This window comes from Streptomyces sp. NPDC047886 (assembly GCF_043204435.1).
Taxonomy (GTDB): Bacteria; Actinomycetota; Actinomycetes; order Streptomycetales; family Streptomycetaceae; genus Streptomyces.
In genome coordinates, this window is sequence record NZ_JBIDCF010000005.1 from 218,253 (window position 1) to 243,709 (window position 25,457).

Consider the following 25,457-nt stretch of genomic DNA (forward strand, 5'->3'; position numbering starts at 1 on the left):
CGTCAGGCATCCGGATCCCCGGTGGTCCGCCAGGCGGCCCAGCTCTCGACGGTGAAGCCGCCGCCGTTCCGGCGCACCTCGACCGCGCCCGCCCCGGCGAAGTGCGCCGGGACGACCAGCTCGCGTTCGTCGGCGGCCCGTTCCAGCATCCGCCGCCGGCTGACCGCCGCCCGGCGCGGGTCCAGGCAGAAGCAGCTGCTGTGGGAGGGTTCGATGATCTGGACGGGGCTGTGCAGCAGGTCGCCGACGAACACGGCGCGGTCGCCGCCGGAGGCCAGGCGCAGCACGCACGAGCCGGGGGTGTGTCCGGGCGCGGGCTCCAGGACCAGGTGGGCGTCGATGCGGTGGGTTCCCTCCCACAGCACCACCTGCCCCGCCCGGTGCACGGGCGCGACGCTGTCCTCGTAGACGCGCCGGTCGTCCTCGCTCAGCCCGGCCCCGGAGGAACCGCGGGCGCCGTAGTGGGCGTCGTCGGCGGCGGGGATGAGGTACCGGGCGTTCGGGAACGCCGGTATCCACTCCCCGTCCTGCTCCCGGGTGTTCCAGCCGACGTGGTCGGCGTGGAGGTGGGTGTTGACGACGACGTCCACGTCCTCGGGGCGCACCCCGGCGTCGGCCAGCCGGTTCAGCAGGTCGGAGGGGCGCCGGTGGAAGTGGGGCGAGCCCGGCCGTTCGCGCCGGTGGCCGACGCCCGTGTCCACCAGGACGGTTCGCCCTCCGCTGCGCAGCACCCAGGTCTGGAGGGCCGCGACGTACCGGTCGCTCTCAGGCTCCCAGTGATCGGGCGCCAGCCAGTCCTCGTTCTCCTTCCACGTCTCCGCTCCCGCCTCCGGCACGAGGTCACGGGCGGGGGCGAACGGCCCCTGCCACTCGGTGACCCCGATGACTTCCACGTCTCCCAGCACGATGCTCCGCATGACCACCACGCTAGGGAGCGGGGTCCGAGCGTCTCAATGACCGATCGGCTCACCTGGATACGCGTTCGTCTCAGCACACGCGGGTCTCGGTACGCTGGGGCCCATGGATGTCGTGAGCGATGCGATCGCCGCCGTACGGGTCGGGAGGCCCGACTCCAACCGCATGAGGGTGACGGGCAGTTGGTGTACGCGGTTCGCCCCGTACGACGGTGCCGGCTTCCATGTCGTCCTACGGGGCACCTGCTGGCTGCTGCCGGACGGGGAGGGCGCCCCGGTGTCCCTCGGCACGGGAGACGCGGTGCTGCTGCCGCACGGCACGGGGCATGTGCTCGCGGACGCCCCCGCCGACGCCGCGACGGTCGAGCGGGCGGTGCCGTTCGAGCGGTGGCAGGCGGAGGGCGGGCCGGGTCCCACACCGGCACCGGGTCCCACGCCGGGGCCGGGGTCCACGCCGGGGCCGGGGTCCACGCCGGGGCCGGGGTCGGGAGCCGGGGCGGCGACGGGTCGGGAGGGCGGCGACGGGGCCGAGTTGCTGTGCGGCAAGTACCGTCTGGACCGCAGTCTCACGCATCCGCTGATGGCCGAGCTCCCCGTCGTCGTCCATCTGCCGCACCGGGTCGGCGACCACCCCGAGCTGCGTGCCGCCATCGATCTGCTGGGCCGTGAGCACCACGGCCCGCTGCCCGGTTCCTCCATCGCGGTGCCGGGGCTGCTCGACCTCCTCCTCGTCTACATGCTGCGGTCCTGGCTGGCCGGGAACGCCACCGCCGCCAGGCCGGTACCGGGATCAGGTCCGGCGGCCGGGTACGCGACCGGGGCCGGGTCCCGGGCCGGAGCAGCGGGCGGATCCGGTTCCTGGCCCGCCGCGTTGAACGACCCCGTCGTGGCCGCCGCCCTGCGGGCCCTGCACGACGCCCCGGCCGCCCCGTGGACCGTGAACCGTCTGGCGGCCGAGGCCGGCGTCTCCCGCGCCACGCTGGCCCGCCGGTTCACGTCGCTGGTCGGCCGCTCCCCCATGGCGTACCTCGGCTGGTGGCGGCTCACCCTCGCCGCCCGCACCCTGCGCGAGACGTCCGTCCCCCTGGAAGCCGTGGCACGGCAGGTGGGGTACGGCAGCCCTTACGCGCTCTCCCACGCGTTCCTCCGGCTGTTCGGGACGACACCCGGGCGGTACCGGGCGACCCGGCACGGGCCGAGGCCGACATGACGTGACGGACGGCACCGGTACGGAGTTTCCGGACCCGCCGGGCGAGAGCCCCCCTTCACCCCGTGCCGCCCGGCTGTTCCCCGATGGACGCCACGATGGCGCGGGCCCAGTCCCGGGGAGTCTCCCGGTCGAGGAGCGCGGCCAGGCGCGTGATGTGCGTACGCCGCTGAACGGGCGTCATGGCCAGGGCCCTGCACAGGGTGTCGACCAGGTCCCGGGGCGAGCGCGGTTCGGTGAGCAGGGATTCGGTGCCGAATCGCTCGGCGGCTCCGGTGTGGCGGGACAGGACGAGGACGCCCGCCCGGCCGGCGGCCGCCTGGGCGGCGACGTACTCCTTGGCGGTGAGGTTCATGCCGTCGGCGAGGGAGGTCACCCAGAACACGTCCGCCGCGAGGTACTCGTCCACGACCTCAGGGAACGGCAGAGCGCGGGGCCGGTAGTCGACCGGCTGCCACCCTCTGTCGCCCCACCGTGTGTTGACCGCGGCGACGGCCCGTTCGAGTGCGGTGCGGGTGGTGTCGTACGCGCGGATCCCGGGCTCGGGCGGCGGACACACGAGGCGGAAGCACAACCGCCTCCGCAGCTCGGGGGCCCGTTCGAGGAGCGCGCCGACGGCACGCACCTTCTGGACGGGTGCCTTGGTGTAGTCGAGTCGCTCGACCGACAGGACCAGCGGCGCGTCCGGGCGGGCGGTGAGGCGCGGGGCGCGGGCCACGGCCAGGGCGGCGACGGCCTCGCGGTCGATGCCCAGCGGATGAACTCCGGTACGTGGTGCGCGCGGTGGAGGCGGTGTACGCACCGCACCGGACGTACCAGTCGTGCCGGATGTATCGGATGGACCGGATGCGCGGGGTGGATCGGCGAGCAGGCGGCGGAAGTTGCGGGCGAAGGCGGAGGTGTGGAAGCCCGCCCAGTCGAGGTGGGAGAGGGAGGCCCGCAGTTCCTCGGCGGCCGGAAGGCGCCGGAAGGTGGTCGGCTCCGGGAAGGGCGTGTGGTGGAACAGGCCGACGCTCAGGTCGGGCCGGGCCGCACGGAGAATGCCGGGGACGAGCCAGAGGTTGTAGTCGTGCAGCCAGACGGTCGCGCCGTGTTCCGCGTGCGCGTCGATGTGCCGGGCGAAGGCGGCGTTGACCGCCTCGTAGTCGGCCCAGTGTGCCGGGTCGTGACGGATGAGGTGCGGCTGCGACATCAGCGCGGGCCACAGCGTCTCCTTGCAGGCGCCGTGGAAGTAGCCGGCCCAGCGCCGGGACGACAGCGGCAGCAGGGCGAGCGGCAGTCCCGTGGTGCGGGCCGCGGGGCGGGCGGCGGGAGCGTCGTCCACGGCGGCGGCCGCCCACACCCACACGGCGTCCAGGCCGCCCCTGCCGTCGGCGGCGGACGCGTCGAGGGCTGAGGCGCCGCGAACCGGCGCGCCCGGCAGCGGTGTGCCCTGCACCGGCGCGCCCAGGATCGAGGTCAGCGTGGGCAGGATGCCGTTCGGGCTCTCCGGTTGCCGCCACCGCCCTTCCGACCAGCGCAGCGGCGGGCGGTGGTAGCCGATCACGACGGAGGCCGGCGGCCGTACCCATCCGAGCCGTTCCAGGGCCGACAGGAGGGCTGCGGCGCCTTCGAGCGGCGGGCGGTGGAGCCGCGGCCCCGGGGGCAGGCGGGCGGACAGCGCGGGCTCGGCGTTGCCCATGACCACGCCGTGCGCACCGAGCCGGAAGAGCGACAGGTCGTTGAGCGAGTCCCCGGCGACCAGCAGGCCGGAGGCCGGCCACTGGAGCTTGCGGGCCAGCTGCCGTACGGCCTGGCCCTTGTCCGCCCGGGGCGGCAGGACGTCGAAGTAGCGCCCGGCGGAGTGGACCCAGGAGCAGCCCAGGGCCTCGACCGCGTCGGTGAGCTCGCGCGACAGGTCTTCCGGATGCAGGTAGAAGGAGCAGCGGCCGCCCTGCTCCACGCCGTCCTGGTACACCAGCCGGGGGAAACGGCGCAGGGCGTCCCTGACCCGGTCGTGGCCGGGCCAGCCGGCCCGGAGCCTGGCTTCCAGAACGTCGACATGGCTCATGTCGGTGGCGTCGACGACGCTGGAGCCGACGTCGCCGATGATCCAGCGGGGTGCGGGGATGAGCGGGTCCCGGGCGAGGAGGGACCGCACGGAGGCCAGGCCCCGCCCGGTCGCGAAGACGACCGTGATCTCCGGGTGCCGGTCCAGGGCCCTGCGCAGCCGCCGCCGGCCGTCCTCGTCACCGCCGAGCAGCGTGCCGTCCAGGTCGGTCACGAGGACCCGGACCTCCGGACGGGCGGGCCACGCCACTGCCCCGCCGGTCTCTCCCGTACGCCCTCCGTGCCGCCCGGCGTGCCCCGCGTCTCCCGTACGCCCTCCGTGCCGCCCGGCGTGCCCCGCGTCTCCCGTGCGCCCCGCATCTCCTGTGCGCCCCGCATCTCCTGTGCACCCCGCATCTCCTGTGCACCCCGTGTGCCCCATGGGCCCCGGGTGTCCCGTGTCCTCTGCCATCCAGCCTCCTGGTGGTCGAAGAAGCGCCGCCGCGGAGGAGGCCGCGGCGGACGACGTGCTGCGTCACCGCACGGCCCATGACGCCCGCCGGACAGTCATGGCGTCCGCCGCGCGGCCCATGACGCCCGCCGCACGACGCGCCCGTACCGGTCAGGCCGGGAGGCGCGACAGCCATGTCCGCAGCCCGGCGGTGTCCGGCGCGGCGCTCGAACCGGGGCCGGTCACCGCGGCCGTCCCGCACGCTACGCCCGCCGCGAGGCATTCGCCGAGCGACGCGCCCTCCAGCCGGCGGTGCAGGAACCCCACGTTGAAGCAGTCGCCCGCGCCGGTGGTGTCGACGGCCGGCACCGGCGGGGCGGCCTGCGCGGCGCGGCGCCCGTCCTCGGCGGCGACCGCCCCGTGGGCGCCCCGTTTGATCACCACTGTGGGCACGAGCCCGGCCAGCAGGTCGAGTGCCTCGTCCACGTCGGCCGCCCCCGTGAGCCGCAGGGCCTCCGCCTCGTTGGGCGCGAACACCCCCACCCGGGAGAGCACCTTGCGCACCTCGGGCATCGCGATGTGACCGGGGTAGTCCTGGCAGTCCATGAACATCCACGTGCCGTGGCGGGCGGCCACGTCGAGCGCCTCGGCCACCTCGGGGCCGTACTGGAGGTACGGCAGCATCACCACCGCCGGCCGGTAGGTGTCGACCAGTTCGGCGAGAGGACGTGCCGTGACCGGGTCCTCGTAGGCGATCATCGCCCGGTCGCCCGGGTTCGACAGGGCGACGGTCACGTTCCGTACGGGGCCCGGGTGCCGGCGGAAGGCCCGCTCGTCGATGCCCTCGGCGCGCGCCGCGGCGATGACCTCGCGGCTGAAGACGTCGGTGCCGAGATCGGCCGCCCACACCACGTCGCGCCCCAGTCGCCGCAGGCCCATGGCCAGGGTGAACGCCCCGCCGGGCACCATCCCCAGGCCGCCTGCCCAGACCTCGGAGCCGAACGCCACCGGGCCCGCGAGGTCCCGGAACACCAGATCGATCGCGTAGGCGCCGACGACCAGGACCGAGGGGCGCGCCTCCCCGTCCCGGTCCCGGCCGCTGCCCCGGCTCACCACAGCCTCTTCCGCTTCTCCCGGCGGTCGCGGGACGTACGCCTGTGGGTCATGTCCGGACTGTATGCGGTCACGGAAAGAAAGGGACCGGTAACTCAGGGAGATGGCCGGAACCCGTCACCGACGGACGCCACGCGGGGCGGCGAGCAGCCCGGCCGGACACCCGGAGGACACGCGGGAGGCCTGCGGAGCCCGTGTCACAGGGCGGGGTACGGCGCGACGCGGGGGCCGTGTCAGATGGCGGAGTACGGCGCGTGCGGGATACCGGCGCCGCCGCCGGCCCGTACGGCCTCCACCACGGCTTGGTGGAGCGTCCGGCTCTCCTCCTCCGACGCGCATGTCACGGGGCTGCCCGTCACGGTGAACCAGTCGGATCCACCCGAGAACTGCACCGCCACATCCGCCTGCCCCTCGAACCAGGTGGTGTGCACCGTCACGTCTCCCGTGACGACGCCCACCTCGACCGTACGGACGCCACCGGGTCCGGCGTACACCCCGACCGTCGTCCACGAAGCCCAGTCAGCCATGCCGATCACCCTCTCCTTGCCCGCACGCGGACCCCGCACCCGGCGAAAAGCCCCTCTTTCCTACCGTCTGCCACTCTGACACCGGAATTACGCGCAGAACATGGGTAATGCGTTTCTTTCCGGGCCGTACGGCCCCGTACGGCGGTTTCTCCGGGGCCGTACGGCCACCGGCCGCGGGGCTCTTCGGCCCCCGTGCGGACAGGGGGCGCCCGCCTAGCGTTCTCCTCCATGGAGGGCGCGCGATGATCCTGGAAGACCTGCGGGCGGCCTGCCGCAAGGATCCGGCGCTGCGTGGCGCACGCGTCGTCGAGGTGCTGCTGTATCCGGGGCTGTGGGCGATCTGGGTACACCGGGTCGCGCATCGGCTCCACCGTCTCGGCGTGCCGTTGGTGCCCCGGGCGGTGTCCCAGATCTGCCGGACCCTGACGGGCATCGAGATCCACCCCGGTGCGGTGATCGGGCGGCGCTGCTTCATCGACCACGGCATGGGTGTGGTGATCGGCGAGACGGCCGTGCTCGGCGACGACGTGATGCTGTACCACCAGGTGACGCTGGGCGGCACCGGCTGGTGGACCGACCACGGCACGGCACGGCGGCACCCGGCCATCGGCGACCGGGTCGTCCTGGGAGTCGGGGCGACCGTGCTCGGCCCGGTCGAGGTCGGCCACGACACCGTGATCGGCGCCCACGCCCTGGTCACGGACGACATCCCCGCGCACGCCACCGTCCGGACCGCCCGGCCGGACGTCTCCGTCCGCGTCCCGGGGCGGCCCGGCCGACCGCGGCCGTTCCTCGGCACATCTGAGAAAGGACGCCCATGACGGCGATACATCCCTCCGTGACGGCGCTCATCGGAGGCACACCCCTGGTGGAGCTCTCCCGTTTCGGTGAGGGGCTCCCGGCACGCCTCGTCGCGAAGCTGGAGTCGGCGAATCCCGGGGGCAGCGTCAAGGACCGTATCGCCCTCGCGATGATCGAGGCGGCCGAGGCCACGGGCGAACTGGCACCGGGCAGCCGGATCATCGAGCCGACCAGCGGCAACACCGGTATCGGACTGGCGATGGTCGCGGCGGCCAAGGGCTACCCGGTCACCTTCACCATGCCGGAGAGCATGAGCACCGAACGCCGGGCGCTGCTGCGCGCGTACGGCGCCGAGCTCATCCTCACCCCGGCCGCCGACGGCATGTCCGGCGCGATCTCCCGGGCCGTGGAACTGGCGGACGCCAACGGCTGGTTCATGCCGCAGCAGTTCCGCAATCCGGCCAACCCCGACGTCCACCGCCGCACCACCGCGCTGGAGATCTGGGAGGCCACCGGCGGCCGGGTGGACGTCCTGGTCGCCGGGGTCGGCACCGGTGGCACCATCACGGGTGTGGGCGGCGTCCTGAAGGAGAAGCGTCCGGACATCGCGGTCGTCGGCGTCGAGCCCGCCGAGTCGCCCGTGCTGTCGGGCGGCCAGGCCGGACCGCACGGCATCCAGGGGCTCGGGGCGGGCTTCGTCCCGGAGATCCTCGACACCGGGGTGTACGACGCGATCCGTACCGTCACCGTCCCCGAGGCACGGGCGGCCGCGGGCCGGCTCGCCCGCACCGAGGGCATCCTCGCGGGCGTCTCCAGCGGTGCCGCGCTGCACGCCGCCTCGGCGGTCGCGCGGGATCCCCGGCACGAGGGCGCGCTGATCGTGGTGGTGCTGCCCGACACGGGCGAGCGGTACCTCAGCACGCCGCTGTTCCAGGACGTGTGAACCCGCTCAGCCGTCGATCACCTCGTACCAGCGGTCCCTCAGGTCGGCCTGGCCGAGGCTGAGTTCCTCGAAGCGGCCCGCGAACCAGCTGGTGCCGCCGCCGTCCGGCCAGAAGGCGCGCCCCAGGGCGCGCTGGGCCTCCTGGAAGGCGTCGATGTACGGCCGCCTGGCGCGGATGAAGTCGTCCACCCAGGCGGTCTTCCCGTCGTCGCCGTGCCGGCGCAGGGCGTCCGCGAGCAGGATCGCGTCCTGGATGGAGGTGTTGAGGCCCTGCCCGCCGATGTTGTGCATGCCGTGGGCGCTGTCGCCGAGCAGGAGCACGCCGTCGCGCCGCCAGTCGACGGCGTTGACGGTCTGGGGCTCGATCGTGATGATCCGGTCCCGGGGTGCGGCGGCGCGCAGGGCTTCGGTGAGGACCGGGTCGTCGGCGCCGATGGCCCGTACGACCCAGTCCACGATCCGCTCGGGCGCGATGGGCCCGCCGGGCGCGGTGCCAGGGGACGGGTCGTGGCCGAGGGCGGCGGGGGTGAGATGGGTGAAGACGAACGTCGTGCCGGGCGAGGCGTCGGGGACCACCGTGGCCATGCCGTCGGGGCGCCGGTGGGCCCTGATGGTGCGGGGGAAGCCGCCGGGGGTGGGCACGGGGACGAGCCGGAGGGTGTGCTCCGCCTCGTCGATCCAGGTCTCCACGCCCGTCAGGTCGCGGGTCTCGGAGCCCTTGCCGTCGGCGGCGACGACCCAGCGGGACTCCAGGGTGTGCGGTGCGCCCGTGCCGTCCGCCGGGGCCACGACCGTACGGCAGCCGCCGACGTCCGTGGCGGCGAGCCGCCGCACCTCGGTGCCCAGCCGCACGCTGACCGCCGGATGGCCGGCGACCCGGTCCAGCAGCAGCCGCCGCAGCCGTCCCTGCGTGATGTTCAGGGCGTGACCCGCCGGGCTGCCGGGGAGGTCGGCGAACGCGCCGGAGAAGAGCCGGCCCGAGGGGCCGTACTCCTCGATGGCGGTGATGGCGCCCACCTCGTCCGCGGAGTGGGCGAAGCCCACCAGCCGGTGCAGCAGGTCGAGGGTCACCGGCTGGAGCAGGGCGCCCTGCGGGCTCCGGGTCGGGTCGCTCTGCCGCTCGACCACGGCCACGGACATGCCGTTCCTGGTGAGGAGTTCGGTGAGCACCAGGCCGGCCGGTCCGGCACCGATGACGACGACATCAGCGTATGAACGTTCCATGGGGGCTCTCTCGTCGGTGCGGCCCCCGCGCGCCCGGAGTGCGGGCGCGCGGGAGGCCGAGGGGGGTGACGCGGGGCGTGGCCACGGCGCGGGGTGGGGCCGCGGGCGTGGCGTCGGTGGGGTGAGGGGGCGTCAGACGCCGGCTTCGACGCGCTCCAGCAGCTCCAGGTCGGGGTAGACCGGGCAGCCGTAGTAGTACTCGAAGGGGGCGAAGGTGTCCCAGCGGCGGTCGTCCCGCAGGTGGCGGGCCAGCGCGTTGCCCTGGCTCCAGAAGTCACCGGCGAGGAGCAGCGACACCTGGCGCTCCTCGATGTGGTCGGGCAGCTCGCGGCGGTACTGGCCGAAGTTGAACTTGTAGTCGTAGAAGCCGTGGATGAGGCGGAAGTAGGTGTCGTAGCCGGTCTTGTAGAAGCTCTCGTACGAGGCCTGGAGCCGCTCGATCCGGTCCGGCTTCTCCAGGGCCGCGACGATGTTCCGGCCGGCCTCCCGGCCGGTGACCATGGCGAGGTAGACACCGCCGGAGAAGATCGGGTCCACGAAGCAGCCGGCGTCGCCCACGATGAACCAGCCGGGCCCGGCCAGCTGCTCGGACAGGTAGCAGTAGTCGGTCTCGATCCGGATCTTGGTGGAGGCCTCGGTGCCCTCCAGCCGCTGGGCGATGCGCGGCACCCGGCTGCGGTGGTCGTCGAAGATCTTCTCGGGGTCGCCCTGGCGGAAGGTGTCCTTGTGCATCACCGTGCCGATGCTGATGGTGTCGTCCCAGACCGGGATGGCCCACACCCAGCCGTCGTCGTGGTTGCCGATCTGGATGTCGCCCTGCTGTCCGGGGTTGGCCTGCTCGTCCAGGCCGGTGAAGTGGCGGTAGATGGCGACCATACGGAGCTGGTCGACGCTGCGCCGCAGGCCGAAGGTCTGCGCGATCTTGCCGCTGCGGCCGCTGGCGTCGACCACGTACGCGGCGCGGACCTCGCGTATCTCGCCCTCGTAGCGGTAGCGCACGCCCACGACCCGGCCGTCCTCGATGAGCAGGTCGTCCACGGTGGCGGGGTTCAGCACCCGGGCGCCTGCCTCCCGGGCGTGCTCCAGCAGGGCGTTGTCGAAGTGGGCGCGCTCCACCTGGAAGGTGCGGTGGTGCCGACCGGGTCCCTGGTCCTCGAAGGACACGCGGCGGAACATGCCGCTGGTGTCGGTGAACTCGGCGCCGCACTTGGGGACGTAGCCGTTCTCCCGGAACTTCTCCAGCAGGCCCATCTGGTCCAGCAGACCCGCCATGTACGGCAGCAGCGACTCACCGATGTGGAACCGGGGGAACGGCGCCTTCTCCAGGAGGAGCACCGACTTGCCCTCCGCCGCGATCGTCGCGGCTGTCGTCGCCCCGCCGGGGCCTCCGCCGACGACCACGACATCGACGTTCTCGTGCTTGATGTCACTCATTCTTTCCATCCCTCTTTCGTGAATGTCCACGTCGTTGAAGAAGCCGTTGCAGAAGCCGTCGAAGAACCGGTGGCAGAAGCCGTGGCAGGCGCCGTGGGAGAACCGGTCGCGGAAGCCGTGGCAGGCGCCGTTGGAGAAATCGCTTCGGCGGTCACGCGTCGGTCGCGGTGCCGGCCCGCGCCAGCGCGCGTGGTTCGTCGTCCCGGGAGCCGTCGGCCGGGGTTTCCGTCTTCTCGTCCTTGTCCGGCAGCGCCCACCGGTACAGGGGCATGGCCGCTGCCGTGGTCACGACGGCGACGAGTACGAGGATCGAGAAGACGTCCTGGGTGATCATGCCCTGGGCGAGACCGATGTTGATGAAGATGAGGATCATCAGTCCCCGGGCGTTCATAAGCCCGCCGACGGCATACGATTCACGCCAGGAGAACCCGACGGACCGCAGGGCGAGGCTGCACCCGAAGTACTTGCCGAAGAACCCGGCGGCAAGGATCAGCAGGAACGGCACCAGCATGGCCCAGCCGGCCAGTCCGTTCAACTGGGTATTGAGTCCGGAGAACGCGAAGAATATCGGCAGCAGCAGGACGCACACCAGATCCATCATCCTGCCGTGCAGGGCCTCCCGGAACGCCGGATTGCGCGGCATGGCGAGACCGGCGATGAATCCGCCGAACACCGAGTAGATGCCGATGTAGTCGGTGAAGTAGCCGGCGAGCAGCACGATACCGACGACCAGGTACATCTCGTCGAAGCCGAACCGGCCGGTGCGCTGGACGCGGGTGCCCAGGGGCTTCAGCAGCCGCGCGACCACGACCAGCATGAACACGGCGAAGGCGGCGGCCAGGCCGATCGTGCGGAACGCGTCACCGGCGCCCGCGTTGGCGTGCAGCGCGGACAGGACGGCGAGGAAGCACCAGGCGATCGCGTCGTCCACGGACGCGCCGAGCAGGGTGAGCCGGCCCAGCGGTGAATTCTGCTGACCCCGCTCGTAGAGAATACGGGCGAGCATCGGAAAGGCCGTGATGGACAGGGCGCCACCGATGAACAGCGCGAACTCGAACGGGCTGATGTCGGGGCGGGAGAGCCGGTCGTGGAGGAGATAGCCGACGCCCGCGCCGAGCAGCAGGGACGGCACGATTCCGGAGACGGCCAGAACCCCCGCGTCCCGGGTCTGCCGTACTCCACCGCCCCCGCCGTGGTCCAGTCCCGCGCCGACCAGGAACATGAACAGCGTCAGTCCGATGGTACTGAGAACGTAGAGCACGGGTTTGACGTCGGGGGTGAATATCGCCTGCTGGACTCCGGGGAAAAGCGCCCCGAAGAGCGTGGGTCCGAGAAGGACACCGGCGACCATCTCGCCCAGTACGCGCGGCTGTTTCACCAGCAGAGCGAGCCTTCCGCAGAGTGCGGACGCGGCGAGGATCACCACGATGGCCGGCAGGACGCGCAGGACGAGTTCCAGATTCTTGTCGGCGGCGAGCGCCAGATGCACGGTGTGCGACACGGATGACCCTTACGACAGAAGGAGGTACAGGTGTGGGGATGGCCGTCGGCAGGCGGCGGCCCGGTGGGAGGGACCGGTGAGGCAAGCCCGGTCTGGGAAGTTCGGTTGGCAAGCCCGGTCCGGGAAGCCCGGTCTGGGAAGTTCGGTTGCAAGCCCGGTCCGGGAAGCCCGATCTGGGAAGCCCGGTTGGCAAGCCCGGTCTGGGAAGCCCGGTCTGGGAAGCCCGGTGGCGCGGACGGCCCGCTGTCCGGGGACGGCGGAGGACACGCGGACGGGGGACGGACGTTCAGTCGCGGACCGGCCAGCCCTCCTCCGTGAGCCGCTCGGCGACGCGCCGGACCTCCCCGCGGTCGACGAGCAGCCTGAGGAGCCCGCTCCTGGTGGCCGTGGCGTGCTCGATCGTCATGTCCTCGACGTTGACGCCCAGCCGTCCCACGGCGGAGAAGATGCCGGCGAGTTCACCCGGCTCGTCCGCGACACCGATCTCGACCTCACCGAAAACGGCGGGCACCGCTCCGTGCTTGACGGGCAGGCACGCGTGTCCGCTGTTGCCGCGCCGCAGCACTCCGGTGAGCGCCCGGGACCCCTCGGCCCGCTTCTCCTCGTCGGCCGCGCCGAGGGAGCGCAGCGCCTCGACCGCCGTGGTGAGATCCGCGGCGGCGGCCTCCAGGACGTCGGCGACGGCCGTGGAGTTGCCGGTGAGGATCTCCTCCCACAGCACCGGGTCGGATGCCGCGATCCGGGTGACGTCCCGGATGCCCTGTCCGGCCAGCCGGGTCGCGTCGGACGGCGCCCCTTCGAGGCGGGCCGCCATGACGGCCGCGACCACGTGCGGGGCGTGGGACATCAGCGCGACCGCCTTGTCGTGCCGGTCCGCGTCCATGACGACGGGCACGGCGCCGCAGACGCTGACCAGCTCCAGGGCCGTGTTGAGGGTGGCGCGGGAGGTCGCTTCCGAGGGCGCGAGCACCCAGGGCCGCCCCTCGAACAGCGACCCGTTGGCGCCGAGCGGCCCTGAGCGCGCCCCGCCGGCGAGCGGATGACCGCCGATGAACGATCCGGCGTCGGCGAACGCCTCGACGTCGTACTGCGGATGGGCCTTCACACTGGCCACGTCGGTGTACGCGCGTGCGGTCCCGCCCCGCTGGAGTTCGCCGACGACGGCGCCGACCGCCGCCGGCGGTACGGCGACGACGGCCACGTCGACCGGGCCCTCCGGTGGCTCCAGCACTCCGGCGCCCAGGCCGGCCGCGACACCGGCGGCGGTGGCGGACCGGTCGCGCAGATGGACCGTGACGCCTCTGCGTACCAGCGCCATCGCCAGCGACGTGCCGACCAGTCCCGTGCCCACGACCATCGCGGTGCGTATCACGGCTTCCTCTCCCCCGTTCGTCGTGTCATGGCCGGTCGTGCCGGGTGCCGGGCGGTCCCGGCCGGTCGAGTTCCCGGTAGGCGCCCCGGAAGAAGAGCAGGGGCTCATCGGCCGGTTCGTTCGCGTACGCCTCGACCACCCGGCCGACGGTGATCAGGTGGTCACCGCCCGCGTGCACCTCGCTCGGCCGGCATTCGACCACGCCGAGGGCTCCGGGCAGCACGGGCGAACCGGTGGTGCCCAGGCGCCAGTCGGTGTCGCCGAACCGGTTCAGCCCGGGCCTGGCGAACCGCGCGGACAGCTCGCGCTGTCCCGCGTTGAGGATGTTCACCGCGAAGGCGTCGGCACGGGTGAGGTGGTCGCTGAGCTGCGACCTGCGGGCGACCGAGAACAGCACCAGCGGCGGGTCCAGTGACACCGAGCTGAAGGAGTTCGCGGTCATCCCGACGGGCCCGTGCGGAGTCATCGCCGTGACGACGGTGACGCCCGTGGTGAACCGGCCGAGCACGCCCCGGAGGGTGTCCGGGTCGTCGAAGTCGTGGAGGCCGTCCGGCGGACCGGGCGATGCCACGCGGCCGGGCGGCACCGGAGCGCCGGGCGGGGCCGGAGCGCCGGGCGGGGCCGGGGCATCGGGCGGGGCCGGGGCATCGGGTGAGGCGCCGGGCGGGGCCGGCTGTCCGGGCAACGTTGTCCTGCGCATGCCGCTCTTCATCTCGGTCCCCCGATCAGGCCGGTACGAGCACACGGTCGGCCACGCCGAGGACGGTGCCGTGCGCCATCGACGGCTCGTACTCGCTGACGAGGACCTCCCGGCCGTCGCGCTCGATGGTGATCACCCGGAGCCACTCGTCGCGCGTGGCGACGAACAGGCCGGTGTCCGAGCGGCGTACGGTGCCCGGCGGCTGGAGCGTCGCCCGGCAGGTGTCCCCGGCCACCCCGACGCTCAGCACCACGACGCGCTCGCCGTCGGCGCCGAGCGTGTACGCGCCGGGGTGGCGGTAGCCGGCGCGCACGGCCCTGCGTACGGTCTCGGCGTCCTGGGTGAAGTCGATGAGGTAGTCGGCGTCGGTCGGCCGACCGAAGTAGGTGCGGGCGCGTTCGTCCTGGGGGGTGCGCGTGAACGACCGGTCCGCCAGCTGCGGTACGAGCTCGGCCAGCATCCGCACGTTCAGCTGCTCCTGCGCCGTCCTGAGCTTCAGGGCGGTCTCCTGACCGGTGAGCAGCATCGGCTTCTGCATGAGGAGGGGGCCCGCGTCGACGCCCGGGGTGATCTCGATGGCCGAGACCGCGCCGAGCCGCTCGCCGTGGCGGACCATCCAGTAGAACGGGGCCAGTCCGGCGTAGCGGGGCAGCGGGCTGGGGTGGAAGTTCACGGAGGTGACCCGGGGCAGGGCGAGCAGCTCCTCCTTGAGGATCTGCTGGTAGTTGCCGACGATGAAGTAGTCGGCGTCGAGTGCCCCCAGACCGGCCAGCGAGTCGGGCGAGTTGACCTTCGCCGGGCGCAGGACGGGGACGCCGAGCGCGGCGGCCTGGGCGGCGAGGTCGACCTGGTCGGGGTCGTCCACGAAGTAGGAGCACAGCCGTCCCGGCCGGGAGGTCACCACACCGGCCAGCTCGACCTGCGGGTGCCGGGCCAGCAGGTCGAGGAACGGTGAGCCCAGCTTCGAGTTGACCTCCGAGAACAGGACGACACGGATTCGTTCGGTCACGCTTCTCATCCCCCATGTGAGTCAAGACGGTTCCGGCGGGCGCCGCGTCCGGCGCGCGGATCAGGCGTAGCGGCCGGGTGCGATCGCTCCGTTCGGGTCGAGCGCGCCCTTCAGCCGGCGGGCCAGGGCGCGGGCCGCCGGGTCGGGGCTCAGCCGGTCGACCCAGTCGGCGTGGTCGACGTCGAGCCGGTACGGGATGAACCCCGCCTCCGCGAACAGTTCGTACGCCCGGTCCAGGGCCCGGTGGGCCCGCTCGGTGCCGTCGGTGTCCCGCTGGAACTTGACGGACACGACGAAGTCGATGACATCGCTGCTCAGGGCGTTCACCGTGCACCCGGCACGGACGCCGGTCTCGTCGTGGATCCGGGCGAGCAGGTGGTGCGCGAGGGCGACGCTCTCGCCGTCGAACGGGACGAGCGGCAGGAAGAACAGCCAGCCGAGTCCCTTGTCGTCCACGTGCTCGGCCGGCTGTCCGACGGTGGCGTGGAGCATCGCGTCGTTGCCGCCCGGATCACCGGCGTAGGCGCCCCGCACCATCCTGGCGACGACGTCGTCGGGCGCGGCGTCGGTGTCCGCCAGGGCGACCTCGGTGAACAGCCCCGAGGCGACGGCCTCTTCGGCGATCACCTCGGCGACCGCGTCGGCCGAGCGCTCGGTGCCGTCCACGCACACATGGGCGAGGAACTCGCCGACGCGGCCGCCGTAGAACTCCGCGGACACCAGGTCGTACACCTTCAGGACACCGCCGACGAGGCCCTGTGCCGTCCATCGGCGCATCGTGTCGACGGCGGCGGCGAGGTCGTCGCGGCCGAAGGCGAGTCGCAGCACGCGCTGGGCCTCGGGCCGGGGCAGCAGCCGTACGGCGGCGGCGGTGACGACGCCGAGGTCGGACTGGAGGAACAGCGGCAGGAGCGAGGGGCCGAGGCCGTGTGCGTAGACGGGGGTCGCGCGGTCCTGCTCCGGCCACCAGCCGACGTGGACGGTCTCGCCGCCGGGGAGGACGACTTCGAGGCCCACGATGTCGTCGACGCGTTGCCGGCGCAGGCCCACGCCGCGGTCGAGTCCGTTGCCGACGACGCTGGTGTGGGCGGAGGAGGCGGTGACGTTCAGCATCCGCGACGTACCGGACAGCAGGGCGGCGAGGCGGCCCTGGGTGACTCCGGGTTCCACGATCGCCCAGCCCTTGTCCAGGTCGAGCGCGCGGACCTCGTCCAGGCCGCCCAGGTCGAGGGTCACGGCGTGGTCGCGGGCGGGTTCACGGGAGCCGAGGCCCCAGTTGCGGCCGGTGCTGACGGCCTGGAGCCCGCATTCGAGCCCCGGGTCGTCGAATATCTCCAGCACACGCGCTACGTCCTTCACGCTGGCCGGTTTTATGACGCCGTGCACGAAGCGAGGGCGGTACATCCCGACATTTTCCCGACGAACGGATTCGATGTGCGGGGCCGCTCCTTCATCGATCTGACCGGAAACGATCTGGACAGTGTCTTCCCCCAGTTCGCGGCGCACCGTGGAAAGCGCTTCGGCGATACGCGCGGTGCACGAGGACCGTTCGTCGGCGGTGATCTGCGGAATGGCCATGAGGTTCCTCACTGTGCCTGTCGGGCCCTGAATGCAGCGGCCATTTACTTCGTGACCGAGATTCTGCCGACGCCATAGGCCACGGGTAAGCCCCGAAGGGTTGCCCGAACATGCGTACCCCCGCCCGACGGTCAGGGGCCCCGATCGGGGGCCCCGAACGGGTACCCCGAACGGCGCAGGCGGCCGCGTCACCGGGCGTCCCGCGGGTCCCGCGCCCGGCCGGTGTCCGCAACGCTCGCGTGGTGAGGCCGAATTCACATTGCCGCAGGGCGATGCGTGTATACGGTGGCCTGAGCGGCACTGTTCCAGGAACGTCCCGCTCAGGGCGGTGCGGGCACGGAACGGGGGTGACGCCGCGCGTGAAGGGTCCGGGGAAGGTCCCGTCTGCCCGGGGCCCGGGGCTGCGCGAGAACGAGGCGCGGGAGGCCGCGCCCGAGGGGCGACACGGTGGCGGGCGGCGGGTGCGCACAGCGCCGCCGGCGCAGGTCCACGGAACGGACTTTCGCTATACGGTACGACCAGGCGCGGATCACATCCGTGAGCCGAACGGGGGTCGAGGATGCACTTATCCGATGGTGCGGCGCAGCGGCGCCGTCATATGCGCGACAGCCCCGGTGCACGTCCCCGTACACGTCCACGTCCGCTTGCCGGCGCAGGTTCGCCCGGGACGACCATGATCACGAGCGGTAAGCTGCCGCGAGCATCGGCTGCCCTATCGGAAAGCGAAGAGATGGAACAGTACCGGAAAGCCAGCAAGATAACCGTCGCGCTGTCGAGCGAGAATGAGTTCCGTCGGCTCGGGCTCGAACAGCTGCTGCGGCGCATCCCGTTCGTGGGGTCGTTCAGGATCCACCAGTCGGCGGCGGAACTCGCGTCGGCGGCCGACGCGGACGTCGACGTCTTCATCGTCCCGATCAAGGAACTGGACGAGGCGCCCTCGCTGTTCATCGAGCGGCTGCCGCGCCGCGGCAAGGTGCTGCTGCTCCTCAACGGCGTTCCGGACGAGTGCGTCTCGTACATCGCCGCCGCTCCGGCGCAGGGGTTCCTGTCGGAGCACGAACTGAGCGCGGAGACGCTCGCGGACGCCCTGAAGCGCATGGTCACCGGCGAGGTACCGATGCCTCAGGAGCTGACGCGGAAGCTGCTGGAGCGGGCCAGCGAGCCGTACTCGGCGGGTCCCGACAAGTCGCCGATCTATCTGACGCCCCGTGAACAGCAGGTGCTGACCCTGCTGGTGGACGGGTTGAGCAACAAGCAGATCGCCACGCGTCTGCGGCTGTCGCAGCACAGCGTCAAGCGGCTCGTCACGAACATCCTGGCCAAGCTGAACTCGCCGAACCGGACCTCGGCCGCGGCGAAGGCACTGCGGGAGGGGCTGGTCTACCGGGCGGACTCGACGGTCACCCACGCGGCCAGCTGACGTACCGCCGGCCACCTCACACCCACCCCCGACATCCCGGCCGCGGCCGGGCGGAGGGTACGCGCGTCGGCCTCGGTGCCGCGCGCCGCACCGCCCTCCACGACACCCCCACGCCCGCCCCCGCCCCTGTCCGGGCCTGCCCCCACCCGTTCACGCCGTCGACCCGGACCGGGCGGCGAGCACCACCTCCGGCCGAAGCGCGGCCGCGCCCCGCAGATAGCGGTGGCGCAGCGCGGAAGCGGGCCGGTCGGTTCGCACGTGCGCCATCATCCTGATGACCCGTGGCATCACACCCGGTACGTCGATCTCCACCGCGCACATCATCGGGACGTCCGTCAGGCCGGCCTCGTGCGCGGCCAGCGCCGGGAACTCGGCGACGAGGTCAGGCGTCATGGTGAAGAAGACGCTGACGAGGGACTCCACGTCCAGGTCGTTGGCGGCCAGCACCGAGGCGACCAGTTCCCTGGTGGCCTCCCGGATCTCCCCGGCATCGTCCCGGTCGACCTGGGTCGCGCCCCGGACCGCTCGTACCGTGCACGCGCCGCCGCTCATCAGCCACTCCCGTTCTCGCCGGCTCCGATGCCGCCTTCCGCCGGCCGGAGCCCCGATCCTGCACCACCCGCCCGTACGGGCACAGGCCCGATGGGGGCCCTAGATCGTGTACGTCACGCCCCGTCCTTCGGGGTACCCATCCGGGTCGCCCAGATGGCGCGGCGGCCCCGAACCGGCTGGTCCGGGACGCGGCCACGGCACGGGAGGCCGTCCTCGTGCCGTGGCCGCCCCTCACCGCACGGTGCCTGCGGGGGAGTTTCAGGCACCGGCGTGCTGGGACTCACTCGCGGGCTCGCCGGAGCCGGGGGCCGCTGCCACGACCCGGTCGGCGCGGGCGGCGCGCGGAGTGAGGAGGAAGGAGAGCGCCATCATCACGGCGCCGGCGACGGGGACGTACGTGACGTCGGAGAGCCCGATGATGACTCCACCGATCGCTCCGGCGACCCCGGTGCCCAGGTAGAGGCCCGAGATGTTGAGCGCGAGCGCGGTCATACCGGCCTGCGGTCCCGCGGCGCCCATGATGCTGCCCTGGATGGGCGGGTTGAGGCCCCAGGCGAAGACGGACCAGAAGGCGATCACGGCGCCGAGGGCGATCGGGCTGCCGAGGCCGCTGAGGGCCAGGGCCGCGGCGAGGGCGAGACCCACCGCGTGACCGCCGATGACCAGGCGCAGACTGCGCTGCGGTCCGAGGGCGTCCGCGGCCCGGCCGGCGAGCAGGGCGCCGGCCAGTCCGGCCACACCCACGATGAACAGCATCACGGACAGCAGCCCGTAGTCGCCGTTCGCGACCTCGTCGGTGAACTCGCCGAGGTACGTGTAGAACATCAGGCCGCCGCTGGCCGCCAGGAACGTGACGGTCACCAGCCGGAGCACGGCGCCGTTGCGCAGCGGGCCGAGCCGTTCGCGCAGCGGGGCGGGCGTGCTGCCGGCGATCTTCGGCGCCGTCACGGCCAGACCGAGGGCGGCGACCAGACCGACGGCGGCGATCAGCCAGAAGGTGGCGCGCCAGCCGAAGGCGCCGCCGAGCCAGGAGCCCAGGGGCACGCCGGTGAAGAGCGCGGCCGTCATACCGGCCGTGACCACCCCGAGGTAGCGGCCCTGCATGCCCTCCGGAGCGCCCATCGCCGTGGTGGTGAAGGCCGCCGACGTGACGATCGCCGCGGCGAGTGCGGCGAGCACCCGGGCCGCCATCAGCACCCAGTAGCCCGGGGCCACGGCGGCCGCGGCGTTGGCCACGACGAAGACGAGCAGGCCCACCACCATCACGGCGCGTTTCGGGAAGCGCTCGAAGACGACCGCGAGGGTGGGCGCGCCGAGCGCGTAGACGACGGCGAACACCGTCACCAGTTGTCCGGCGGCGGAAACGCTGACATCGAGGTCGGCAGCGATCGTCTTCAATACTCCGGCGATGATGAATTCATCGGTGGCAGTGGCCAACAATGTCAGGAACAGTACGAAAAGCCAACTGGGAAAAGTCTTCTTCATGATGGGCAAACCTCCGCCTTGCATGCGCCGAGCTGTCGGTGGCGACGGTTCGCACGCTAGGTGGTGACACTGGTGTCAAGGTCAAGCCCGGCAGCCGAGGGAAAGTGAAGTCGCAGGTCACAGCCGGTTGGCGGGAGACGTGGGCGCGGCGGGCACCGAGGTTCCCCGGTCGGCCGGGAGCCACGGGCATCGAGTTGACAGCCCGTCATCATGAATGGTCCGCTGCGTCGGCGCGGTTTCTTCGACGCCCTTGGTCGATGCCCCTTGTTCGACGCCTCTTGGTCGACGCATTTACTCGACGCATGTGCTCGACACGTCGAGGGAAGCGCGCGTCCTCACGAATCGGAAGGGACTGACGAAAATTGATCGGTACATCCGGAAGCATTCCCGCTCCGCCCCGTCCCCGCACCAAGGCCCCCGATCTCGCCGTTCCGCTCGTCGGCGGCGGGACATGGGATCTCGCGGACCAGTCGCCCCGGAACTTCACCATGGTGGTCTTCTACCGGGGCCTGCACTGCCCCGCGTGCCGGGGCCAGCTCACCAGGGTCGAGCAGCGGTTCGAGGATCTGCTCGCCCTGGGGGTGAACCCCGTGGCCATCAGCGCGGACGGCCGTGACCGTGCCGAAGAGGCCAAGCAGGGCTGGGGACTCGACCGGCTGCCCATCGGCCACGACCTCTCCGTGCCGACCATGCGGGAGTGGGGGCTGTTCGTGTCGCGGGCCGCCGACCGGCACGAACCGGACCGGTTCAACGAGCCGGGCCTCTTCCTGGTCAAGCCGGACCGCGAGCTCTACTACGCGGCCGTCACGAACATGCCGTTCGGGCGGCCGCCGCTGGACGAGCTCATCGGCGGCATGTCGTTCGTCATCGACAGGGCGTACCCGGCGCGCGGCGACGCCTGACGGAACGTCATAGCTGTTGCCATACACGGCTTTTCCGGGCCGCGTCGCGCTCCGGCGACATGCGACCGCGCCCGCCCGCCCGGGGGTTCGCCCCCCGGGTCCGGGCGGTGCGTGACGGCCGCCGCCCGGTCACACGCCCTGCGCGTGCCTCAGGAGCCGGTCGAAGTCGTCGGCGCCGGTGCGGGTGCGCAGCAGTTCGATCCGCTGGACGAGCTCCGCGCGGTGCCGCTGGAGCATCGCCGCCTTCTCGTCGATGACCGCGAGCCGTGCCTGGTACATCGCGATCGCGTGGTCGGCGTTGTCGCACGACATGAAGTCGACCATCTCCATGTCGAGGCAGGGCGCGACCTGCTGGATGTCGTCGATGGTCAGGCCGGCCTGCAGCAGCTCGCGGATGTTGAGCACCTGGTTGATGGCCTCTTCGCCGTACTCCCGCCAGCCCTTGTCGGTACGTCGGGCGTGGACGAGCCCTTTCTGTTCGTAGTAGCGGATGGAACGGCGGCTCACGCCTGTGCGCTCGGACAGTTCCCCGATCTGCACGACAACTCCATTCACAGCACAAGGTGTCAGGTCTGACATCAGTGTCATGCTCCAGCGCCGGATCCCATCAGGCAACCAGGGGTCACGGGGACCGGCGCGGGAGCGCGCAGGGGAGGGCGGGGGCCGGGAGCTGTTTCCGGCCGATTCCACGAGTGCCTTCACGGCGGGCCGACAGCCAGGGGTTAGCATCACGACATGGTCACGGCCCGGTCACTTCTCGGTGCGGGGCGCGTCCGCTCTGCAGCGGGGGCGCCCCGTTCGCCGTGGCCGCGTCTGCTGTGGCTGGGCGGGCTCCTTCTCGCGCTGCTGTACTCGCACGGCCTCGGTGTCGAGGGCGGTCAGGGGCATCTCGACCCCGGTTCGTCCACGTTCGCGGCCACGGCGGACAGCGTCCCCGGCGCCACCGTCCCGGGCGCCACCGTCCCGGGCGACGGCGAAGGGGCGTACGGCGGCGGGGCGCACCACGAGCACGAGAGCGAGACCCCGGTCCACTCCGGTGGCGCATGCCTGTCGGGCCAGCCGCAGGACGGACCGTTCGTCGCCGAACCTGGCCCGGCCCACTGGGACGCCGTGCCGACGGACTGTGCCCCCGCGGGCCTGGTGCCGGGCGGGCAGTGGCGTACGGGCGCGTCGGCCGACGGTACCCGCGCCGAGGACGGCGTCCGCCCGAGCGGCAACCTGCGCGTCTAGACACGGGCCCGGTTCCGCCGTCGCCCCCACCCGGGCAGGACGGCGGTGCCCCTGCCGTCCCCGGCCCTGGCCTGTCGGCCCCGACCGACCGCTGCGCTGCCGCAGCCGTGCGGAGTTCACCTTGCCGTCGCACCCCTCGCACCGCTTACCACCGTCCCGCCGGCCGTTCCGGTTGCTGCTCTGCCTGCTCGCCGCTCTGCTGTCGCTGATGGCGTCCGGGTGTACGGACCGGCTCGGCTCCCCCGGCCACGCCCATGTCTTCACCGCCGCCCCGGGTACGGCCGGCCCGCCGGCCTGCGATGTCCAGGAGGGTGCGACGGGAGCGACCGGGGAGCGCGGCTCCGTCCGTTCCGTACCGCCCGTTCCGCAGGACCCCGCCGCGGCGAAGGCGGCGGCCCGCCCGGCCCCGCGCCCCGGGGACGGGGGCGCGCCGCCGGGTGCCCCTGCCGCGCCGGGGACACGCGATCCGCTCTCCGTCAGCTGCCGGTGGCGCATATAGGCGCGCGCCCGGCCCGCTCACGCGCGGGCCACGCGATTCCTCGTGCGCCATCCACCCGACAGGAACGGACCCATGCGTTCTTTGATCACCACCGATGTGGCACCCGCCCGCTCGACCCTTTCCGGGCTGGTGGGCAACACCCCTGTTCTCCGCATCTCCGAGCCGCTCGCCCCCGCCGGGCGCGGCTTCTGGGCCAAGCTGGAGGGCTTCAACCCGGGCGGCATCAAGGACCGGCCCGGTCTCCATATGGTCGAACGCGCCCGGGCGCGGGGCGAGTTGCGGCCGGGCGGCCGGATCGTGGAGTCGACCAGCGGCACCCTGGGACTCGGCCTGGCCCTCGCCGGGATGGTGCACGGGCATCCGGTCAGCCTCGTCACCGATCCGGGCCTGGAGCCGTCCATGACGCGGCTGCTCAGCGCGTACGGCGCGCGGGTCGACGTGGTCGGCGAGCCGCATCCGGAGGGCGGCTGGCAGCAGGCCCGCCGTGACCGGGTGACCGAGCTGCTCGCCCGGCACCCGGGGGCCTGGTGCCCGGACCAGTACAACAACCCGGACAACACCACCGCGTACACGCCGCTCGCCCTGGAACTCGCCGCGCAGCTGGGCCATGTGGACGTCCTGGTGTGCAGCGTGGGCACCGGCGGCCACTCCGCCGGGGTGTCGCGGGTCCTGCGCCAGCTCTACCCGGAGCTGCGGGTCGTCGGGGTGGACACCGTCGGTTCGACGATCTTCGGCCAGCCCGCCCGCAGCCGGCTGATGCGGGGCCTGGGCTCCAGCATCTACCCGGGGAACGTCGCGTACGACACCTTCGGCGAGGTGCACTGGGTGGCACCCGCCGAGGCGGTGTGGACGTGCCGCAGGCTCGCCTCGTCGCACTACGCGACCGGCGGCTGGAGCGTCGGCGCGGTCGCGCTGGTCGCCGGGTGGCTGGCCCGTACGCTGCCGGCCGGCACCCGGATCGCGGCGGTGTTCCCGGACGGCCCGCAGCGCTACCTCGGGACGGTGTACGACGACGAGTACTGCGCCGCCCACGGGCTGCTGGGCGCGCCGCCCGCGGAGGATCCGGACGAGATCGCGCTGCCCGGCGACAAGGAGGTGACGCGGTGGACGCGGTGCACCCGGGTCGTCGACCCGCTGGACATCCCGGGCGCGCGGGAGGTGCGGTGATGACGGGGGCGTTCCGGCAGTTCGGCTCGTACGAGCGGAGCGTGCGGCTGCTGATGGTGAACCAGTTCACCATCAACCTGGGTTTCTACATGCTGATGCCGTACCTGGCGGCGCATCTGTCCGGAACGCTGGGGCTCGCGGGGTGGATCGTCGGGCTGGTCCTCGGCGTCCGCAACTTCACCCAGCAGGGCATGTTCCTGGTGGGCGGGACGCTCGCCGACCGGTTCGGTTACAAGCCGCTGATCGTCGCCGGGTGTCTGCTGCGGACGGCCGGGTTCGCCGCGCTGGGCGTGGCGGGCTCGCTGCCCGCGCTGATCGTCGCGTCGGCGGCGACGGGGCTGGCGGGCGCGCTGTTCAACCCGGCCGTCCGGGCGTACCTGGCGAAGGACGCGGGCGACCGGCGGGTCGAGGCGTTCGCGCTGTTCAACGTCTTCTACCAGGCGGGCATCCTGCTCGGGCCGCTCGTCGGGATGGCGCTGACCGCCGTGGACTTCCGGACGACGTGCCTCGTCGCGGCCGGCGTCTTCGCGGTGCTGAGCGTGATCCAGATCCGGGCGCTGCCCGCCCGCCGGGGCACGGACTCCCCAGCCGGGGGGAACGGCGGCGGTGGCGGTGGCGGTGGCGGTGGCGGTGGCGGTGGCGGCCGGGAACGGCGGGGCGTGCTCGCCCAGTGGCGCGGCATCCTCGCCAACCGGCCGTTCCTGCTGTTCTCAGCGGCCATGACCGGCTCGTACGTGCTGACGTTCCAGGTGTATCTGGCGCTGCCGCTGGAGGTCCGGCGGGTGAGCGGGGACGGAACGGGCGGCACCGGGGCCATGGCGCTGCTGTTCGTCGTCTCGGGGCTCGGCACCGTCCTGTTCCAGACCCGGGTGACCGCCTGGTGCAAGGCCCGGATGGAGCCGGGCCGGGCGCTGGTGCTGGGGCTGGCGACGATGGGGGCGGCCTTCCTGCCGGTGCTCGCCGTGGTGGCGGTGCCGGTGCCGGACGGGGCGGCCGCGCGCTGGGCGCTGGCGGCCGGTCCGCCCGCCCTGTCCGCGCTGCTGCTGGCACTGGGCACGATGATCGCCTACCCCTTCGAGATGGACACCATCGTCCGGCTCTCCGGCGACCGGCTCGTGGCGACGCACTACGGCCTCTACAACACCGTCTGCGGGGTCGGCATCACGCTCGGCAACCTGCTGACGGGGGCCGCGCTCGACGCCGCCCGCGCCGCCGGGCTGGCCGCGCTGCCCTGGTGCGTGCTCGTCGCCCTGGGCGTCGCCTGCGCCGCCGCCCTGCACCGGCTGCACCGCACCGGCAGGCTGGACGCGCCCGAGGCGCGGACCGTCGGCGTGTAGCCCGCGCGCGGCCGGGGTGAGGGGCGCGGCGGCCGGCCGGGGCACCGGCCGGCGTCGCGCCCG

Annotated in this window: 22 protein-coding genes; 8 read left to right on the forward strand and 14 right to left on the reverse strand. The window is 72.7% G+C overall.

Features of this window, described 5'->3' with window-relative positions; genetic code table 11:
• Positions 1-2: 2 nt before the first annotated feature.
• Positions 3-917: an MBL fold metallo-hydrolase gene (locus ACGF5U_RS19045; RefSeq protein ID WP_392715519.1), complete on the reverse strand. Its 915-nt coding sequence runs from the start codon at positions 915-917 to the stop codon at positions 3-5.
• A 103-nt stretch (positions 918-1,020) separates the two neighbouring features.
• On the opposite strand from ACGF5U_RS19045, the gene ACGF5U_RS19050 reads away from it, so the two are divergent.
• Complete coding sequence (locus tag ACGF5U_RS19050) at positions 1,021-2,124, forward strand: AraC family transcriptional regulator (RefSeq protein WP_392715518.1); 1,104 nt, start codon at positions 1,021-1,023, stop codon at positions 2,122-2,124.
• 55 nt (positions 2,125-2,179) lie between these two features.
• On the opposite strand, the gene ACGF5U_RS19055 is transcribed toward ACGF5U_RS19050, so the two are convergent.
• The 3 genes from ACGF5U_RS19055 to ACGF5U_RS19065 form a co-directional block, all read right to left on the reverse strand.
• A complete protein-coding gene (locus ACGF5U_RS19055) occupies positions 2,180-4,384 on the reverse strand; it encodes an HAD-IIB family hydrolase (protein ID WP_392715517.1) in 2,205 nt (734 codons plus the stop codon).
• Between the two features lie 387 nt (positions 4,385-4,771).
• Positions 4,772-5,713 carry a carbohydrate kinase family protein gene (locus ACGF5U_RS19060; protein WP_392715516.1) on the reverse strand — a complete coding sequence of 314 codons (942 nt, stop codon included), beginning with the start codon at positions 5,711-5,713 and terminating at the stop codon, positions 4,772-4,774.
• 233 nt (positions 5,714-5,946) lie between these two features.
• Positions 5,947-6,240 (reverse strand): hypothetical protein, encoded by a 294-nt coding sequence (locus ACGF5U_RS19065; protein WP_392715515.1) that lies wholly within the window; start codon positions 6,238-6,240, stop codon positions 5,947-5,949.
• A 242-nt stretch (positions 6,241-6,482) separates the two neighbouring features.
• Between ACGF5U_RS19065 and epsC the strand changes: the two genes are divergently transcribed.
• Together epsC and cysK are read left to right on the forward strand one after the other, a co-directional pair.
• Complete coding sequence (gene epsC, locus ACGF5U_RS19070; protein WP_392715514.1) at positions 6,483-7,061, forward strand: serine O-acetyltransferase EpsC; 579 nt, start codon at positions 6,483-6,485, stop codon at positions 7,059-7,061.
• Positions 7,058-7,984, forward strand: coding sequence for a cysteine synthase A (gene cysK / locus ACGF5U_RS19075; protein ID WP_392715513.1), 927 nt, complete (start codon positions 7,058-7,060; stop codon positions 7,982-7,984). The genes epsC and cysK overlap by 4 nt, the downstream gene beginning before the upstream one ends.
• 6 nt (positions 7,985-7,990) lie before the next feature.
• On the opposite strand, the gene ACGF5U_RS19080 is transcribed toward cysK, so the two are convergent.
• From ACGF5U_RS19080 to ACGF5U_RS19110, 7 genes are all read right to left on the reverse strand, one after another.
• The gene (locus tag ACGF5U_RS19080) at positions 7,991-9,208 is read right to left on the reverse strand and encodes an FAD-dependent oxidoreductase (protein ID WP_392715512.1); all 1,218 of its coding nucleotides are present in this window, start codon (positions 9,206-9,208) and stop codon (positions 7,991-7,993) included.
• A 132-nt stretch (positions 9,209-9,340) separates the two neighbouring features.
• Complete coding sequence (locus ACGF5U_RS19085) at positions 9,341-10,642, reverse strand: NAD(P)/FAD-dependent oxidoreductase (RefSeq protein WP_392715511.1); 1,302 nt, start codon at positions 10,640-10,642, stop codon at positions 9,341-9,343.
• A gap of 151 nt (positions 10,643-10,793) precedes the next feature.
• Positions 10,794-12,143: a cation:proton antiporter gene (locus ACGF5U_RS19090; RefSeq protein ID WP_392715510.1), complete on the reverse strand. Its 1,350-nt coding sequence runs from the start codon at positions 12,141-12,143 to the stop codon at positions 10,794-10,796.
• A 286-nt stretch (positions 12,144-12,429) separates the two neighbouring features.
• Positions 12,430-13,512, reverse strand: a complete 1,083-nt coding sequence (locus ACGF5U_RS19095; RefSeq protein ID WP_392715827.1) for a prephenate dehydrogenase — start codon at positions 13,510-13,512, stop codon at positions 12,430-12,432.
• Between the two features lie 28 nt (positions 13,513-13,540).
• Positions 13,541-14,086 (reverse strand): flavin reductase family protein, encoded by a 546-nt coding sequence (locus ACGF5U_RS19100; protein WP_392715509.1) that lies wholly within the window; start codon positions 14,084-14,086, stop codon positions 13,541-13,543.
• A 154-nt stretch (positions 14,087-14,240) separates the two neighbouring features.
• Positions 14,241-15,224 (reverse strand): methionyl-tRNA formyltransferase, encoded by a 984-nt coding sequence (locus ACGF5U_RS19105; protein ID WP_392715508.1) that lies wholly within the window; start codon positions 15,222-15,224, stop codon positions 14,241-14,243.
• A 60-nt stretch (positions 15,225-15,284) separates the two neighbouring features.
• Positions 15,285-16,802 (reverse strand): FAD-binding oxidoreductase, encoded by a 1,518-nt coding sequence (locus ACGF5U_RS19110; protein ID WP_392818849.1) that lies wholly within the window; start codon positions 16,800-16,802, stop codon positions 15,285-15,287.
• Between the two features lie 730 nt (positions 16,803-17,532).
• Between ACGF5U_RS19110 and ACGF5U_RS19115 the strand changes: the two genes are divergently transcribed.
• Positions 17,533-18,222: a response regulator transcription factor gene (locus tag ACGF5U_RS19115; RefSeq protein WP_392715506.1), complete on the forward strand. Its 690-nt coding sequence runs from the start codon at positions 17,533-17,535 to the stop codon at positions 18,220-18,222.
• 150 nt (positions 18,223-18,372) lie between these two features.
• Here ACGF5U_RS19115 and aroH read toward each other — a convergent pair whose 3' ends face one another.
• Positions 18,373-18,774 carry a chorismate mutase gene (gene aroH / locus ACGF5U_RS19120; protein WP_392715505.1) on the reverse strand — a complete coding sequence of 134 codons (402 nt, stop codon included), beginning with the start codon at positions 18,772-18,774 and terminating at the stop codon, positions 18,373-18,375.
• Between the two features lie 258 nt (positions 18,775-19,032).
• Complete coding sequence (locus ACGF5U_RS19125) at positions 19,033-20,259, reverse strand: MFS transporter (RefSeq protein ID WP_392715504.1); 1,227 nt, start codon at positions 20,257-20,259, stop codon at positions 19,033-19,035.
• Between the two features lie 362 nt (positions 20,260-20,621).
• Here ACGF5U_RS19125 and ACGF5U_RS19130 point away from each other — a divergent pair, with 362 nt between their 5' ends.
• Positions 20,622-21,161, forward strand: coding sequence for a peroxiredoxin-like family protein (locus ACGF5U_RS19130; protein WP_392715503.1), 540 nt, complete (start codon positions 20,622-20,624; stop codon positions 21,159-21,161).
• A gap of 129 nt (positions 21,162-21,290) precedes the next feature.
• Here ACGF5U_RS19130 and ACGF5U_RS19135 read toward each other — a convergent pair whose 3' ends face one another.
• Positions 21,291-21,701, reverse strand: coding sequence for a MerR family transcriptional regulator (locus ACGF5U_RS19135; RefSeq protein WP_392715502.1), 411 nt, complete (start codon positions 21,699-21,701; stop codon positions 21,291-21,293).
• A 195-nt stretch (positions 21,702-21,896) separates the two neighbouring features.
• Between ACGF5U_RS19135 and ACGF5U_RS19140 the strand changes: the two genes are divergently transcribed.
• The 3 genes from ACGF5U_RS19140 to ACGF5U_RS19150 all read left to right on the forward strand — a co-directional run bounded on the left by ACGF5U_RS19140 (position 21,897) and on the right by ACGF5U_RS19150 (position 25,394).
• Positions 21,897-22,391 (forward strand): hypothetical protein, encoded by a 495-nt coding sequence (locus tag ACGF5U_RS19140; protein WP_392715501.1) that lies wholly within the window; start codon positions 21,897-21,899, stop codon positions 22,389-22,391.
• Between the two features lie 571 nt (positions 22,392-22,962).
• Entirely contained in the window at positions 22,963-24,057 is a 1,095-nt protein-coding gene (locus ACGF5U_RS19145; protein ID WP_392715499.1) for a PLP-dependent cysteine synthase family protein, read from the forward strand.
• Positions 24,057-25,394 (forward strand): MFS transporter, encoded by a 1,338-nt coding sequence (locus tag ACGF5U_RS19150; RefSeq protein ID WP_392715498.1) that lies wholly within the window; start codon positions 24,057-24,059, stop codon positions 25,392-25,394. The genes ACGF5U_RS19145 and ACGF5U_RS19150 overlap by 1 nt, the downstream gene beginning before the upstream one ends.
• Positions 25,395-25,457: the final 63 nt, after the last annotated feature.